Raw genomic sequence first — 14796 nt, 5'->3', positions numbered from 1 at the left:
CGACCAACCTTTTCCCCTGCCGTATTGGAAGGGGTGTTTGCGCTTTAAATCGCGGAATAGCTCCAGCCCTCGCGAAGGCGCTGGGCAACTTGCTCCACGGCAGAGGACGTTACGCGCACATTCGGCAGCAGTTTGGCTTTTTGCCCACTTTTCTCGATGTTTTTCAGGCTGGTGCCGCACACCATGAAGTGCAGGTTCGGGTACTTCTTCATCAAGGCTTCGATCTGTTTTGCGTAGGGCGACGTATCTGCCCGCAGGAAGTTGAGCCCATCCGAATTGGCGAGTACCTCCATCTGGAAACCGGGTTGATGCGCCGACGTCTTCATCACATGCTCGACCCTGTTCAGGGTTTCCCTGAATTTCTGGGGTGAATCGGAACCGAGCCGAAGTATGACGTTGCGCGCCACGGCGGTCGGCGCAGTCGCATACTCAACGTTCTGCGGCTGATTGCTGGCCTGAAGTATGGTTGCGGCATGAGCGGTATCGGTAGAGGATATTTTGCCCGCAAACCAGCCAGCCAGCGCGCCGACGGTCAGCAACGTCATTGCAGCCAGCGCGCCGGGCAGCAGAGCGTGAACTCGCCACCCGGTTTTGGGGCTCTTCGGCTCCGGCACGACTTCATAGGCCTCTTTGATCCAGTCCTGGATCTGATCGATATCGCAGATCAGCTGAGTCAGCTCGGGATTTTTTTTCACCTGTTCACGCACACGCTGCCGATCTTCGTGAATCAATTCATCATCGATGAACGCATTAATTTCCTCGACGGAAATGGATTTATCTTGGTGTTCGTTTTGCTGAGCGTGTTTCATACAACTCTCCTCAGGTGGCACTCGCTTTTACGGCGCTCCTCGGTTGCGGCATTTTTCGTTTCGATCAGGAGTTTTCGCAAAGTCTGACGACCACGCGACAGGCGGCTCATGATCGTGCCGATCGGCAGATCGAGCGTGGTGGCGACCTCCTTGTAGGAGAATTCTTCCAGATCGACCAGCGTGACCACGATCCGCTGCATTTCCGGCAGGCGCATTACGGCGTTGCGGACGCGTTCGATCATTTCGTCCCGGCAATGTACGCACTCGGGTGATTGTTGCTCGTCGATGGAGAGCGTTTGCTCCACGTCGTCGATGTTCTCGTCACGGACATGACTGCGAATGTAGTCCATCCACTGGTTGGCCAGAATACGGATGACCCAGCGATCCATCAACTCTTCATCCCTGAGCTGAGTCTGTTTTTGCAGCGCGCGAATCATGGTTTCCTGAACCAGATCTTCGGCCAGATAGGATTCCTTACACCACGAAAAAGCCAGGCGGTAGAGCCGGGGCCGTAATTGCTCCAGGCGATGATTGAAGGTCAACCGCCCGAATAAAAATGCACCAGATAAAAAGGATGATGGGCTCAATGCATTTTACTCCACAAAAATTGAACTCTTTATATATCAAAGACGGCATCCAATTGAGTTTTATTCCAGGAATAATCTCGAAAATTCAAATTGGCGCATCAATTCCATCAATGGAATAAACCAAAAAATACACGCGTCTCCTCAATAGCCCCGAGCAAATAACGGCGGTAGAAAAACAAATATTTCACCAAAGAGGAAAACCCATGATTCGTGTTCGACAAAAAATCGTTATGACCGCGCTCTTGCTCGGGCTGATTGGCACCGCGCCTTCAGTTATGGCAAATCCCGCTGCGGAACCGGTTTCGCAGGCCATTCAGGAAAAACCGTTTGCGGTGGCGCGCGTGGCCTTGCAAATCAGCGATGCGGCCGGACCCAAGCAACAGTTGGTGCTCAATGTCGCCAGTAACCTGATCAAGTTTTATGGCGCGGACAAGGTGGATGTGGAGGTCGTCGCCTTCGGGCCCGGGCTGCGTTTGCTGTTCAAGGACAATGCCCTGAGCGACCAGATTCAATCGCTGGCGGCCGAAGGTGTGCGGTTTAGTGCCTGCGCCAACACGATTGCCGCCATGTCCAAAAAACTGGGGTATGAACCGGAATTGAATCCCGAAGCGCGCATCGTGCCTGCCGGTATCGTGCGTTTGTTCCAACTGAACAAGGCCGGGTTTTTTGTTTCACGTCCTTGAACATCAATCCAAAGAAAATAAATCCAAGATAGCCAACCCAAGAAAATAAATTAATAAAAGGAATCCATTAATGAATAATAATATAAGAATATTGCCTTTCGCTGTTTCGAAGAAAATCCTACTCGCCGGAGTATGCAGCGGCCTGCTCATTGCCGCGCCAAATGCCTTTTCCGCCAACTGGATTATGTTGCAGGGCACGGAAAAACCCGGCATTGCACCGCCGGTCAAGCTGTGGGGGTTCATCCAGCCGACCTATCAGAAGGATTTCAGCAGTTCGTACAAGGGAAAGTACGTGCCGCCAAAATTGATCGGCCCCAATCTGGATACCCAATCGTCATTCAACATCATGCGTGCGCGCATCGGGGTGCGTGGCGCGCCGTTTTTTCTGGACGACAAGGTCAACTACTTCATCCTGACCGAGTTCGGCGACAACGCGATGACCGATGGCGGACGTTATGGCAGTTACCGGCCCACGGTGACCGACGCCAGCGTGACGCTGAATTACATCAAGGGCGCGCGCATCCGGCTGGGTTTGTTCAAGTATCCCGGCGCCGAAGAGGGACTTCAGGGTATTGGTAGTCTCAACTACATCAATTACACCGACGTCACCAATCAGTTGCTACTGGAGCGATTCCCGGATGCTGGCGACAAGAATATTCCGCCACAGTCAGTCCCGGACGCGAATATGAACGCCTTTTCCAATCCGGCGACGGGTTTTCGCGATGTCGGTGTGCAAGTCTTCGATGCGTTCGACGTGGGCAAGTGGGAACACACCTACGCGGTGATGCTGGGCAATGGCAGCGGCGTGCGGATGTCCGATGGCAATGCCAGCAAGGATGTTTATCTCTACTGGTCATCGGCGTATCTGTTCGACAAGAAAAACAAGGGGCCGATGAGCCCGAGCGTCAAGATGTTTTCCTGGTATCAGAGCGGCAAACGAACCAATGCCTACAACACGGCACAGGAGCAGGATCGCAAACGCTATGGCGCGGGTGTGACCTATCTCAAGAAACCGTACCGCGTGACGGCCGAGTACATGTGGGGCAAGGGGATGATCTACCAGGGCGCAAACAACCCGCAAACCCTGTTCAACGATTACAAGGCCAACGGGGGATATATCGAGGGCGGCTGGTTCATCCCCAATACGAAGTGGGAACTGGATTTGCGCTACGACCGCTATCAGCGCAACGTCGATTTGCCCACCCAAACCCGGTTCAGCACCTGGACGGCGGGCGTGCAATACCATTTCACGCCGAAAACCCGCGTCACGCTGGATTACGCAATGCGGCATTACAGCGCGGATGCGGTGGCTCAAAACAATCAACTTCAGGATGTAGGTGGCCGTTTGGCGCTGCAGGTGACGGCTATTTTCTAAGAACGTGCCGATCTAGCATTTTTTCAGGGAGTCCAGTCCCACCCTTTAGGTGTTTTTTTGCACCCCCGCCGCCCGACCTTCGAGTCGCGCGGCGGTTTTTTTTGATCACGTCTGGGTACTTCGAAAAACCCACTGGTTATGATTCGGTAAATCCCCCCAGCCCCCCTTTCCAAAGGGGGGTGAGTCAGCCATTTTTCGAGCAAGTTCGCCCCAAAGAAGGTGTTTTTCGAGACATCCTGCTATCTAAACGCTTTGTGCAGGGATTCCATAGGCAGGGAAATGCCGCAAGCTGTGTCCCTCGTCCTGTAAGTGTTCAAGGATTGTGCCGAGGTGGCATGATGTGACGGGACGGATGTCATGAAAAATAAGCAATGCAGGTTGTGTGTCCGGCGTGTTCAGGATGTGGCGGATCTGCTGCTCGACAGATCGAAGCCCGTTCCCGGGCGTCGCATCACCCACGGTCTGCCCGCCGACGATCCGGTAGCCGAGTTCGGTTGCGGCGGCGGTCATGGTCGGGGTGTGCAGCAGGTATGGGGCACGGAACAGTCGCGGGGCGGTTGCGTGATTCCAGCCCGCGGCCGCGGCGTGTGTTTCCCAGCCTTGGATTTCTTCGCGCACCGCATCCATCTGGCGGTAGGCGGGCCAGCGTGCCCAGACGTGATGCACCGTGTGATTGCCGATGACATGCCCTTCGGCCAGCGTGCGTGCCACCAGTTCGGGGTGGCGGCGCATGCTGCCTTTGCGCCACCACAGTTCATACGGGGCGAAATAGCGTCGCCCGGCCAGAAAGCGCTCCGGCGCATCGCCGACCATGAAAAACCCGGCGCGCAGCGGTTCGCCGTCCTCGCCGCAAAACCGGCTCAGCACATCCAGCACCGCATCGGTTCTCCCCGGCAGCGGGCCATCATCGAAACTCAGCATGAACGCACGAGGCGTGGGTTTGTGCGGCGTCACGCCATGCCGCCGTTGATGCCAATGACCTGGCCGGTAATGTACGCCGCTCGATCAGAGGCAAGAAAAGCCACGAGATCGGCGACTTCCTCCGGTTTACCCGCCCGCGCCATCGGTACGAGTTGGCGAATCTGCTCCGGCGTGAATGCCGATTCGATCATCGGCGATTCGATGATGCCGGGGGCAATCGCATTGACGAGCACGCCCCGCGTGGCACATTCCTGTGCCAGTGCCTTGGTGGCGCCGATCAACCCGGCCTTGGCAGCGGCATAGTTTACCTGCCCACGGTTGCCCATCACGCCTGCAATGGAGCTGATGTTGATGATGCGGCCCCAACGGGTGCGGATCATCGGCAGCAACAGGGGGTGGGTGACGTGGTAAAACCCATTGAGCGAAATATCGACGACGCGATGCCAACGCTCGGCGGACATGCCCGCGAGCGGTGCATCGTCGTGGATGCCCGCGTTGTTCACGAGCACCTGGATCGGGTGATCGTCGTCCATCAGTTCGGCGATGGCTTGATCGGTCGCGGCAAAGTCGGCAAGATCGAAACAGACGGCGCGTGCCGTTCCCCCCGCTGCCTGAATGCGCGCCACGACGGCTTCGGCCCGGGCGATGCCGCTGTTGGCATGCACCAGAACCTCAAGCCCGTCTGCGGCAAGGCGTTCACAAATGGCCGCGCCGATGGCACCGCTGCCGCCGGTAACGAGCGCGCGTTTCATGATGCATTCCTCATGTTGTCGGCGGCGCCCGTGAGGGCAGTGACATCCAGCGTCAGCACACGTGGCGCGACGTAATCGAGCGTGACGGTGTGCGTTGCGTTTTCTGCTCCGTTCCGGTCTCTTGCCAGCGCAGCCAGCAGGGGCAAGGTACGCGCGGCGGCGACACCGGTGCGCAGGGCTTCCAGCGCCGGATTGGTCAGCGTATCAACGGGTGACGCGTTGGCTGCCGTGAGTGAGAGCGCGAGCTGGGCAACGCTGTGTTCGGTTCGCTCTGGCCGAAGCAGAAAACTCATGCCGAATACGGTTGTGATCGGTTCGGCGGCATCGAGCGGCGGCGGGAAGGGGATGTCGTAAATGACCAGCAGCACGGGCATCTGTTCAGTCACGACCTGCATGGCTGCTTCGAGCAGACCGGCGCTCGCCGTCAGGTTATGCAGAGCCACTGCCGTGGTGGGTTGGCGATTGCTCTGGGCGATGGTCCAGTAGCCGGAAGCGGCGTTATGCACGGAATTGTGAAAACGCATTGGCGAAATCAGTCGGTCATCGGTGGCGAGCGCGGCGCAGATATCCGTCAGCACGTTGGTGTCTCCGCTGGTGGAAGCGAACACGGCGGCGGGTTGCGCCGGATCGATCCGGGCGGCGTGCACGGCCTGCGCGGCCAGATCGATGGCGAGTTTTACCGATTTCCCCGCGCGACGGCGTTCGGTGCCGGGCAGATCGGCGACGTTGAATGGCGGCAAATCGGCGTCGAGTTCGAACGCTGCGCTGCCGTTCAGCACGGCACGGGCCTGCGACCAGTCGGCGATGCCGGGGCCGAATACGCCGATGCCGTCGAGATAAACCGGTTTGAGTGAGGTAATTACGTCGGTCGGGTGGTTCATGTGTCGAGTCGCCCCATGATCAGGCTGGCATTGTTGCCGCCAAAGCCGAATGAATTGCTCAGCAGGCGGCGCACCGGACGGGTTTCGTTGTCGAGCACGATGTGGCTGCTGAATTCAGGATCGACCTGCCGGGTGTGCAGGCTGCCGGGGATCAGACCATTTTCGACGCACAGCAACCCGATGATCGCCTCGGTAATGCCGGCCGCGCCCAGCGTGTGGCCCGTCCAGCCCTTGGTGGAACTGCACGGCACATCGGTGCCGAACAGGCGGCTGACGGCTTTGTCCTCGGCGCTGTCGTTGGTGCGCGAAGCCGTGCCGTGCAGGTTGATGTAGTCGATGTCGCAGGCGGCGAGACCCGCACGATCCAGCGCACGCTGCATCGCCAGTTCCGCGCCCAGCCCATCGGGATGGGGCGTGGACATGTGATGCGCGTCCACGCTTTCGCCATAACCGAGCAAGCCTAACGCCGCTTCGGGTGCCTGAGGTCGTCGCTCCAGCAATGCGAATCCGGCGGCCTCGCCAATCGAAATACCGCCACGATGAGTGTCCGCCGGGCGACAGGGCTCGTTGGCGACGAGTTCAAGTGAGGAAAATCCGTAAAGCGTCGTCAGGCACAGGCTGTCCACCCCGCCGGCGATCACGGCATCACAAAGGCCCGATTGCAGCATCCGCCAACCGCTGGCAAACACCTTGGCGCTGGAGGAGCAAGCCGTCGAAATCGAGAGCACGGGGCCGGTCAGCTCAAAATATTGGCGCACGAATTCTGGCGCGGAAGATAGCTCATGCGTTTCGCGGTAATGCAGCGGCGAAGGCAGCGCACCGGTGGCCGGATCGCGTTCGCGAAACGCCAGTTCGGTATGCAGGATGCCCGATGTGCTGGTACCGACAATCACGGCCACGCGATCCGCGCCATAACGGGCCTTGGCCGCCTGCACCGCCTGCTCGAACCCATCCTGGCGCAATGCGGCTTGTGCCAGGCGATTGTTGCGGCAATCGAAAGGCGAAAGGCGATCGACAACGGGCAGGTTTTCCAGATCGGCCACGCGACCGATATAGGTGTCGAGGGCGACGTCGAGAAAATCACAGGGCATAAGGCCGCTGCGTCGTTCCATCAGTGCATTAAGCGTCGCGGCCTTGCCGAATCCGAGCGCGTTACTCAGGGTGAAATGGCTGATGGCCAGCGGGCTCATGGCTGGCGATTTGGTGCCAGATGGCGGCGTGATGGGCAAAAGGGATTCAGACATGGAAAAGCATTGGTCGTTACGCGGAAGGGTTGGCTATTGTACGTGGTGGCATTGCCTTTTCGTGCCGCAAAAGCAGCTTCAATGAAAAGATCGCGCCAACGGCGCCCAGCACGACGCCGGCAGCCACGTCCAGAAAGACATGCTGTTTGGTGGCCATGGTCGAGTAGATGATCGCCACACACCACAGGGCATTGAAGATCAGCAGCCAGGATGGCGCCCGACTCAGCCGGAGTAATTGATGTAACCAGAAGCCGGAAAACACCGCCGTGGCCACGTGCAGGGAGGGGCAGGCATTGCCGGTGCCGTCCACATTTTTCAGTGCGCCGAATCCGGGGAACCGCGCCCAGTCGATTTGCGGTGCAGGAACGGCTGTCGGCCACAGCCAGAAAATCACCAGCCCGATGACACATACCCCACCGATTGCCGCAGCGTAGCCGAATAACACCCGTTTCGATCCGATCAATGCGGGTGCCAGGGAAACATACACCCAGAGCGTGAGGTAGATCGGAAGGCTCCATGGTTCGAAACGGATCCAGTGATCGATCGGGGTCAGCGGCATCAGCGTGACCGGGTGGACCGGATGATGGAGCAGGTGCAGATAAGCGACGAAAAACAACGTCATGAACGCGGTCGTGCCCACGGCCTTGTACGGCATCAGCGTAATGAGCCGATGGCCGATCTCCGACATCCAGCCCGATGCCAGGTTTCTTGGGCCGACGAGAAGCGCGGTGCTCAGATCGTCAGCCCTGTGTCCCTTTTCCCTGGGTATGTTCTCGATGGGGTTTGAATTCGGCAAAAGGGTGTCTCTTTTTTTGTTGTCGTCCCGGTAGAGGGTACCTCGAAAAAACTTTCGAGGTGCCCTTAATTTATGTGGCCGTGCCCGTGTTCTACCCATCCCATCACGCACAACTCAAGGCGCATGAGCCTATCGCAAAATCGGTGCAAGATTTATGTCAACCTCCTGTAGAACACCGTTTATTTTTGGGGCAAAAAACAGGATTCCCCTCTATCGCAGACAAGTGGAATGAGTGAAGATGCAAAAAGACGACACGAGCAGGTCGCTGTTAATTCTGCACATCTTTGGGAGGTGCTCGATGCATCGACGAATCGTGGTTTTAGTCGTGCTCAGCCTGGTTACGCTGGTCAGCGGATGCTCGTCGGCGGCATGGTACTCGGCAGGACAATCCTACCAGAGGAACGAGTGCCTCAAAGTGCCGAATCAGGCCGAGCGGGAACGCTGTTTGGATAATGCGAACACCGACTACAACACGTATACGAAAGAAACATCGCCAGCACCTTGAGCGACCGGTGAGCAGGTTGGTCGCCTAGGCGTCCAGAATCACGCTGGCCAGGGCAGACTCGCAACTGGACGCTCATCAATACGGTCGCCCTAAATCAAGAGGTCCCAGGTGAGACGAGCACTAGAACCGCATGATCATAAAAAGGACAACTTTCTTGAAAAATACCACGCATTGACCCAGCCTCACTTGTCATCTGGTATTTGTTTTTTGTGTTGACAGTTTACGAAGGAGGTTCTTGGCTGATACATTGGTTGGATCATTTACTAAAACTTTTCTAATTACTTTTTCTGAGTCGGAAAATTCACCTATATCGAATAAGATTGCAGCCAAAAAAACACGATCATCGTCATCATTAGCTGCATTCCAATCCAAGTTATATAGAACTTTCTTGGCGTCATCCTTCCTGCTTGTTTCGCACAAAATCTGTGCCTTGTATAAGCAGGCTGAGAAAAAACCTGATTGACATGAACGTTTAAACAGGACATAGGATTCATCTAGGTCTTTTTTTACTGAACCATACCCTTCATATCGCATTAGCCCAAGGACGTATTGGCCAAAATAATTTTTTTTATCTGAAAGTGTGTTTGCCAAATATATTGCGTTATCTTTTTTATCATCCTTTAATGCCTTGGATAAAGCGTATGCCAGATCTTTGTCGCTAACAACCTTTTCCGGCCCGTAGCTAGAAATAACATCTTGTGTTTTTAATTTGTCTTTATTTGCTATGCTTCCCGATATTGATTTTATTAGTTCATTTGATTGACTGGAAATACTGCGATCATTCCCCGCAGAAGCCAGAAGTAACCATTTATATGCATTTAAAAGATTTTTTGCCACCCCGGTTCCACCCAAGTACATCTTCCCCAGCAAGTACTGAGCATACTGCTTGCTATTCTTGTCATAGTCATCAACTTGCATCGTTGCAGCGTGCTCAAGTAGATTAGCTGCTTTCCTATCATCTCTTGGCACCCCTATACCCTCTGAATAGCATCTGGAGAGTGTTAATATCCCTTTTATATCCCCTTGTTGCGCGCTTTTATGCGCGTAGTCATATGCTAAATAGGGATTGGATTTGATATATTTCCCCTCAATGTATAAAAGGGAAATATTCGATTGTGCCCTAGCCAAGCCGGAGTTTGCTGCCTTTTTCAGGTAATCAATTGCTTGTTCTTTATCTGGAAGAATAGGATCGCATCCATTCCAATAAATTGTGTATAAATTATTTTGTGCCGCGGCATTGTTCGCATTTGCAGCGAATGTGTACCAACGAGCTGCCTCTGAGCAGTCTTTTTTAACTCCTAGGCCATTCTGATAAATCCACGCAGTTTGAAATTGTGCATATGTAGAAGCAGTCATTTCGGCAGTTTCTCTATAAAGCTCCAGAGCTTTGCTATAGTTACCTTGCTTATATAGTTGATCTGCCTGCTCAATTTCCGCATTCCAATCAGTTGCCATTGCGGAGGTCACCGTCCCAAATAAGAAAATAAAAATAAGTTTTTTAAACATTAAATTATCCCTGGTCTATTATTATTAAAGCATCCGTCAAATTTGACTACGATCAATCAATGAGTGAGTGAGAGTTATTGATCCTGTTGCCTGGGTAAGGTTAACACCGACTACAACACGTACAAAAGAAAATAACACCAACCCCTTGAGCATCCGGCCAGCGGCTAATCAGCTACGCATCCAGAATCACGCTGGCTTCGCCTTCGATGAGAATCCGTTCACCGCAGCGTAGTTCGAATCCGTAGCGCACCACTCGTTCATCGCCCATCAGACGCTCGGCCGTGATGCGCAGCGCGTCCGGACAGTCGTCCAGTCGTTCGGCATGCAGGGTTATGCGTTGCACTCGCGTGATCATGCCTTTTTTCGGCGCGGTTTCACGGGCGGCGAGGAGTGCGCCGTGCACCGCCATGGCTTGTGCGGCGTATTCGATGCCGATGGCGGCACCCAGGCGATTATTCCGGCGCAAGGGGTTGTCTGCCGTTTGGTGACTGATGGCGCTGCATTCGATTTTCTGCTCGTCCCAGTCGATTACCCGATCCAGTAGGCACATGCTGCCCTGATGGGGGATGCGCGCGGCAATCTCTTGGTGATCCAATGTCCGGTTCTGCGCTTGTGCATTCGTCATGCGGGCTTCTCCGCTGCGTTGGGTTTGGCGAATGCGGCGGCCACCACCAAAGCCAGAAAAGCACCCGGTGCGACGGTACTGCCGAAGGCGTGCAGGATCGGTAGTTGTGAGAAGGCGAGCGTGCCGAAAGCGATAACCGTGGTGAGGTTGGCCAGTAGCAGCGAGGCGAGCGTCTGGTGATCCGGCGCCTTGTTCTGATTGAAGAACAGGGCGTAGTTGGAGCCGATGGCGACGATCAGCAGCAGGCCGACGAGATTGAGGATATTGAGTTTTTCGCCAGCCAGATTCAATCCGGCCATCACGAGCACCACGGCTACCAGCAGCGGCAGCAGCACACGGATCAATCGGGCCGGACGCCGCAACACGAAGCCCAACAAAATGACGATGCCGAGCAAGCCCGCCAGCGACAACGTAATGGTGTTGTTCAGGTAGCTGTTGAACAGGCGGCTGGATTCGGCGTCTTTATCCACGAACAGGGCATCGGATACGCCGCTGGATTTGAGCGCGGCCGTGATGCGCGCTGTGTCGAGTGTGCCATCAGTGGGCTTGTCGGCATCGAGCCTACCGACAGACGGGACATACAGGCGAATCAGAGCCAGCCACTGACCGTTTTGCTTTTGCAGCAAGGCGTTAACGGCAAGACCGAACGAAGTCCCTTCAAGGTCGGCTGGCGTCAGAGGTATTTGCTTGCGGGCCTGCTCGACGGCATCAACAAACGGTTTGAGCTTGCTGGCATGAATGGGCAGGCCCTGAACGGCGGCATCCAGTCGCTCTGTAAGGGTGGCGCGGTCGGGCAGTGCCTGCTGGCGCGCGCGCTGGGTCGCAACACTGGGCAGGAATTTCGCCGGGCTATCGAAGCGGCTGAGGACGCCCTGCTTGATGAGCGGTTCGAGGGCCGCATCGATGCGTTCGGCTGCAGCCAGCGCCGCTTGCCGGGTGGGTGCCTGGGCGACGATGAAATAACGCGCGTCATCGGCATTCATGTCGGCGCGCAGTGCTTCATCCATCGCTTGTTCCTGTGCGGAAATGGGATTCAAACCCGAAAGGCCGGTTTGCCAGATCGCATCGTGCCGCCATACCAGCAACACAAAGCCCGCGAGCGCCAACACCACGAATCCCCAGCGCAGGGCTTGTATGGCGCGAAATACAGGTGCCATCAGCCGCCCGATACCCGCAAGCGAATGTCGATTCAGCCGGGCCGTACCTAAATGCGGCAGCACGAACCGTGTCACCAATGCGGCAGTCGTCAAACCGGCAATCGAATACAAGCCGATTTGCGCCAGGCCGGGGAAACCCGAAAACAACAGCGCGGCAAAGCCGGTTATTGATGTGAGCACCCCCAAGCGGATGGTCGGCCAGAAGCGTTCCATTCCCTCGGATCGGCCCATCGATCGACCAGCAAATCGAGATGGTCCATCCTCGTTCGATGCGTTCTGCGTCTGGATGAAGTAATAGATCGAGTAGTCGATGGCCTCCCCGATCAGGGTGGTGCCAAACCCGATGGTGATGCCGTGCACGGTGCCAAAACCGAGGCTGACGGTCGCAATCGCCACGGCAATACCGGTCAATACCGGCAGCAGCCCCAGAACCAGCATGGAAACCGAGCGATACGCCAGCAAAAGCAGCAACAGGATGGCCACACTGCCAATGATGCTGAAACGCTCCACATCGGATTTGATCAACTCACGGGCATCCACCGAAAACACGGGCGCGCCGGAAACCAGCAGGTGCAGCGATGACCAGTCCGGGTGCGCCGTGATGACGCTCGAAAAACCCGCATGGACAGCGTCTATGGCGCGCGCCATGGCATCGGTGTCGGCCCCGGCTGCACGGGTTTGCAGCATCATCAACGCCCGTTTGCCATCGGGTGACACCCAAACGCCGTTCTGACTGCGTGGGGCATGATCCGTAGCCGTGTTCTGGCCGAGCTGGCCGACGATGGCGAAGGTTTCGGCGGTGGGGTCGCGGGTAAAGATCGTTTGCGAGAACACGCCAAAGGGCGAAGCCAGCAAATCAATGCCATTGGCGATGGCGGCGTGCAGGCCCGCTACGGTGAAGCGCTCAGGTGTGATCTCCGGGCTGAGCAGATAACGGTGATCGAACAGCAGGGTTTTATCCTGGTCACGGGTCGACGCATCGCCATTGCGCACGACGGTAAACAAACCGGATTGCCGCAAAGCGTTTCCCAATGCCTGCGAAGCGGCTGCACGCGTGGTGGCATCACCGCCTTCAATCCCGATGAGAATCATGCGCGAAATGGCGCCATCCTTGATTTGATCGACCAAAAACGCCTGTGCGGCGGTGGGATGTTCGGGCAGGAATGCCGACATATCCGCCGTGAAGCGGGTGTGCAGGATGACCGCGAGGCTCAGGGCCAATATCAATAGCCACAGGCCGATAACGGGCGCACGCCGTTCTGTCCAGCTTATTTTTCCGGGGGGTTGGCGTTTCATGGGCTCTTTGAATGGGCAGGCAGAAGCGTCATGACCGAGCGGTCGCCGTTGCTCTGATCGTATTCGATCGTTTGCAGTTGATCACCCGAACCGTTCACGCTGATGCTCTTGATCAGGCTCTGAATACGCGGGTCGGTGGGTAGGAGCAGCAATACCCAATGCGCGCGGTCGCCACTGAGTTTCAATACATAACTTTTTCGTAGCAGCGCGGCATTGCCATTGAGCAAACCACGGATGCTGTTGGCGTAGGCCGTGGCCTCCGGGTGCTCGGCCAGATTCAGCGTGTAGGTCTGCCCTTGACGCGTGTAGGTGAGCTTATCGCCTTCGATGGTCATGCGTTCATCACGCGGGGATGTGGTGTGCTTTTCCAGATAGTCGCGCGGGCGGAACGTGAGCGTGCCCTCCGAAAGCAGCGGGGTATCGAGCACACCGATGAATTTTTGTTCAGTAAAACGCGCTTCGCCCTGACGATGTTCCGCCAGCGTGCGCAGCACCGCTGCGGGCGTCCAGTCCGGTGATGGGGCGGCGGTGGCCTGGGTCGTGCCCAGGGTCGCGCCCAAGGCGAGGCTCTGAAACAGGAGAAACAAGAGAATAAGGGTTTGGCGCATCAGTCGGCAGGCTCTTTGTCGGGCGTATTTGTTCGGGCGTGATCAGACGAGGAATCATCCGACCAGAAATCGTAAAAGTTGAACCAATTGTATGGGGCTTGCCGGCAGAGCGATTCGAGTATTTCGACATATCGATCCTGAGCCGCCAGGATGGCCTCATCCCGCCCTGCACGCGGGGTGTCGGAAAAATCGGCCAGTCGATCGAAATGCACGCGGTAGCGATTTTTGCCCAGATACAGACCGGCCATGAAATAGACCGGCTTTTTCAACAGGGCCGCGACACGGAACGGACCCAATGCGAACGCGGCGGGTTCACCCAGAAAAACACATGGGCGCAAGGTGTCCTGCGGCAGGCTTCGATCGGCCAACATGCCGACGAGATGGCCTTCTTCCAGCCGTTCCTGCGCAGTGAGCATGGAGTCCACCTGCCCGAGGGGAATGATGTCGTTGGCGGCATCCGGGTTGACCAAGGCAAGCAGGGCATTGATCTTTCGGGCATTTTGTGGATACATCAACATGCTCACGCGGCGATGGGCGTGGTTTTTCCCTGCCGACCGTAACGCTTCGAAGCTCCCCATGTGTGCGCCGATCAGAATCGCGCCTTCGGGCGAATCGAACCAATGCCGATTGACGAATTCGATCTCAAACAGATCATCACGGCCATCCAGAAGATACACGCGATCGTGCACGGTACTGGCAAATGCGTGGATGTGCCGGAACACTTCGATCAACCGTGCTGGCCGACCGAACACGCGCGCCAGATACTGACGCGACGCGCACCTGGCCGCGGGCACGAACAACAAAAAATACAGCGCGATCGGATAAAGCACCAAGCGACTCACGCGGCGCCCCAGATGTCGCGAGAGCCACAGCATCACGCGCAACATGAACTGGCTGCCCCGTTCAGGGTGCTGTTGCCATTCGACCTTGGCGGATGCGTTCATGCGCGTTTCGCCTTGGCATCACTCGCCTCATCATTCTTTTGGCGACTCAACACGCCCGAGACGGCGACCGGGTTTGTTTCCCCAGTGTGGACTTTCAACGTAAATCG

Annotated in this window: 15 protein-coding genes; 3 read left to right on the top strand and 12 right to left on the bottom strand. The window is 56.4% G+C overall.

Features of this window, described 5'->3' with window-relative positions; all coding sequences use genetic code 11:
- Positions 1 to 44 precede the first annotated feature (44 nt).
- Together PHD44_RS10695 and PHD44_RS10690 are read right to left on the bottom strand one after the other, a co-directional pair.
- The gene (locus PHD44_RS10695) at positions 45 to 809 is read right to left on the bottom strand and encodes a hypothetical protein (RefSeq protein WP_300191438.1); all 765 of its coding nucleotides are present in this window, start codon (positions 807 to 809) and stop codon (positions 45 to 47) included.
- Positions 806 to 1396 carry an RNA polymerase sigma factor gene (locus tag PHD44_RS10690; RefSeq protein ID WP_300191435.1) on the bottom strand — a complete coding sequence of 197 codons (591 nt, stop codon included), beginning with the start codon at positions 1394 to 1396 and terminating at the stop codon, positions 806 to 808. The genes PHD44_RS10695 and PHD44_RS10690 overlap by 4 nt, the downstream gene beginning before the upstream one ends.
- Positions 1397 to 1599: 203 nt before the next feature.
- On the opposite strand from PHD44_RS10690, the gene PHD44_RS10685 reads away from it, so the two are divergent.
- Together PHD44_RS10685 and PHD44_RS10680 are read left to right on the top strand one after the other, a co-directional pair.
- Positions 1600 to 2079: a DsrE family protein gene (locus PHD44_RS10685; protein ID WP_300191433.1), complete on the top strand. Its 480-nt coding sequence runs from the start codon at positions 1600 to 1602 to the stop codon at positions 2077 to 2079.
- Between the two features lie 70 nt (positions 2080 to 2149).
- Positions 2150 to 3454, top strand: a complete 1305-nt coding sequence (locus PHD44_RS10680; protein ID WP_300191431.1) for a porin — start codon at positions 2150 to 2152, stop codon at positions 3452 to 3454.
- A gap of 243 nt (positions 3455 to 3697) precedes the next feature.
- Here PHD44_RS10680 and PHD44_RS10675 read toward each other — a convergent pair whose 3' ends face one another.
- The 5 genes from PHD44_RS10675 to PHD44_RS10655 form a co-directional block, all read right to left on the bottom strand.
- Entirely contained in the window at positions 3698 to 4408 is a 711-nt protein-coding gene (locus PHD44_RS10675; protein WP_300191429.1) for a polysaccharide deacetylase family protein, read from the bottom strand.
- On the bottom strand, positions 4405 to 5130 hold the full coding sequence (gene fabG / locus PHD44_RS10670; RefSeq protein WP_300191444.1) for a 3-oxoacyl-ACP reductase FabG: 726 nt from the start codon (positions 5128 to 5130) through the stop codon (positions 4405 to 4407). Before fabG ends, PHD44_RS10675 begins: the two co-directional genes overlap by 4 nt.
- Positions 5124 to 6008 (bottom strand): beta-ketoacyl synthase chain length factor, encoded by an 885-nt coding sequence (locus PHD44_RS10665; RefSeq protein ID WP_300191426.1) that lies wholly within the window; start codon positions 6006 to 6008, stop codon positions 5124 to 5126. Before PHD44_RS10665 ends, fabG begins: the two co-directional genes overlap by 7 nt.
- Positions 6005 to 7198 carry a beta-ketoacyl-[acyl-carrier-protein] synthase family protein gene (locus PHD44_RS10660; RefSeq protein WP_300191441.1) on the bottom strand — a complete coding sequence of 398 codons (1194 nt, stop codon included), beginning with the start codon at positions 7196 to 7198 and terminating at the stop codon, positions 6005 to 6007. The genes PHD44_RS10665 and PHD44_RS10660 overlap by 4 nt, the downstream gene beginning before the upstream one ends.
- A gap of 70 nt (positions 7199 to 7268) precedes the next feature.
- Positions 7269 to 8048 carry a phosphatase PAP2 family protein gene (locus PHD44_RS10655; RefSeq protein ID WP_300191424.1) on the bottom strand — a complete coding sequence of 260 codons (780 nt, stop codon included), beginning with the start codon at positions 8046 to 8048 and terminating at the stop codon, positions 7269 to 7271.
- A 298-nt stretch (positions 8049 to 8346) separates the two neighbouring features.
- Here PHD44_RS10655 and PHD44_RS10650 point away from each other — a divergent pair, with 298 nt between their 5' ends.
- Positions 8347 to 8553, top strand: coding sequence for a hypothetical protein (locus PHD44_RS10650; RefSeq protein WP_300191421.1), 207 nt, complete (start codon positions 8347 to 8349; stop codon positions 8551 to 8553).
- A 189-nt stretch (positions 8554 to 8742) separates the two neighbouring features.
- Here the strand turns inward: PHD44_RS10650 and PHD44_RS10645 are convergent, their stop codons facing one another.
- The 5 genes from PHD44_RS10645 to PHD44_RS10625 all read right to left on the bottom strand — a co-directional run bounded on the left by PHD44_RS10645 (position 8743) and on the right by PHD44_RS10625 (position 14689).
- Entirely contained in the window at positions 8743 to 10059 is a 1317-nt protein-coding gene (locus PHD44_RS10645; protein ID WP_300191418.1) for a tetratricopeptide repeat protein, read from the bottom strand.
- A gap of 172 nt (positions 10060 to 10231) precedes the next feature.
- Entirely contained in the window at positions 10232 to 10684 is a 453-nt protein-coding gene (locus tag PHD44_RS10640) for a 3-hydroxylacyl-ACP dehydratase (protein ID WP_300191416.1), read from the bottom strand.
- Positions 10681 to 13137, bottom strand: coding sequence for an MMPL family transporter (locus tag PHD44_RS10635; protein WP_300191413.1), 2457 nt, complete (start codon positions 13135 to 13137; stop codon positions 10681 to 10683). Before PHD44_RS10635 ends, PHD44_RS10640 begins: the two co-directional genes overlap by 4 nt.
- On the bottom strand, positions 13134 to 13745 hold the full coding sequence (locus PHD44_RS10630) for a LolA-related protein (protein ID WP_300191410.1): 612 nt from the start codon (positions 13743 to 13745) through the stop codon (positions 13134 to 13136). The genes PHD44_RS10635 and PHD44_RS10630 overlap by 4 nt, the downstream gene beginning before the upstream one ends.
- Positions 13745 to 14689 carry an acyl-CoA synthetase gene (locus PHD44_RS10625; RefSeq protein ID WP_300191407.1) on the bottom strand — a complete coding sequence of 315 codons (945 nt, stop codon included), beginning with the start codon at positions 14687 to 14689 and terminating at the stop codon, positions 13745 to 13747. Before PHD44_RS10625 ends, PHD44_RS10630 begins: the two co-directional genes overlap by 1 nt.
- Between the last annotated feature and the right edge of the window lie 107 nt (positions 14690 to 14796).

Origin of the sequence: Halothiobacillus sp., assembly GCF_028710545.1 — a bacterium.
Taxonomy (GTDB): Bacteria; Pseudomonadota; Gammaproteobacteria; order Halothiobacillales; family Halothiobacillaceae; genus Halothiobacillus.
Note: the sequence above shows the minus strand (reverse complement) of the source record. Positions and strands in the feature narration are given on the sequence as shown.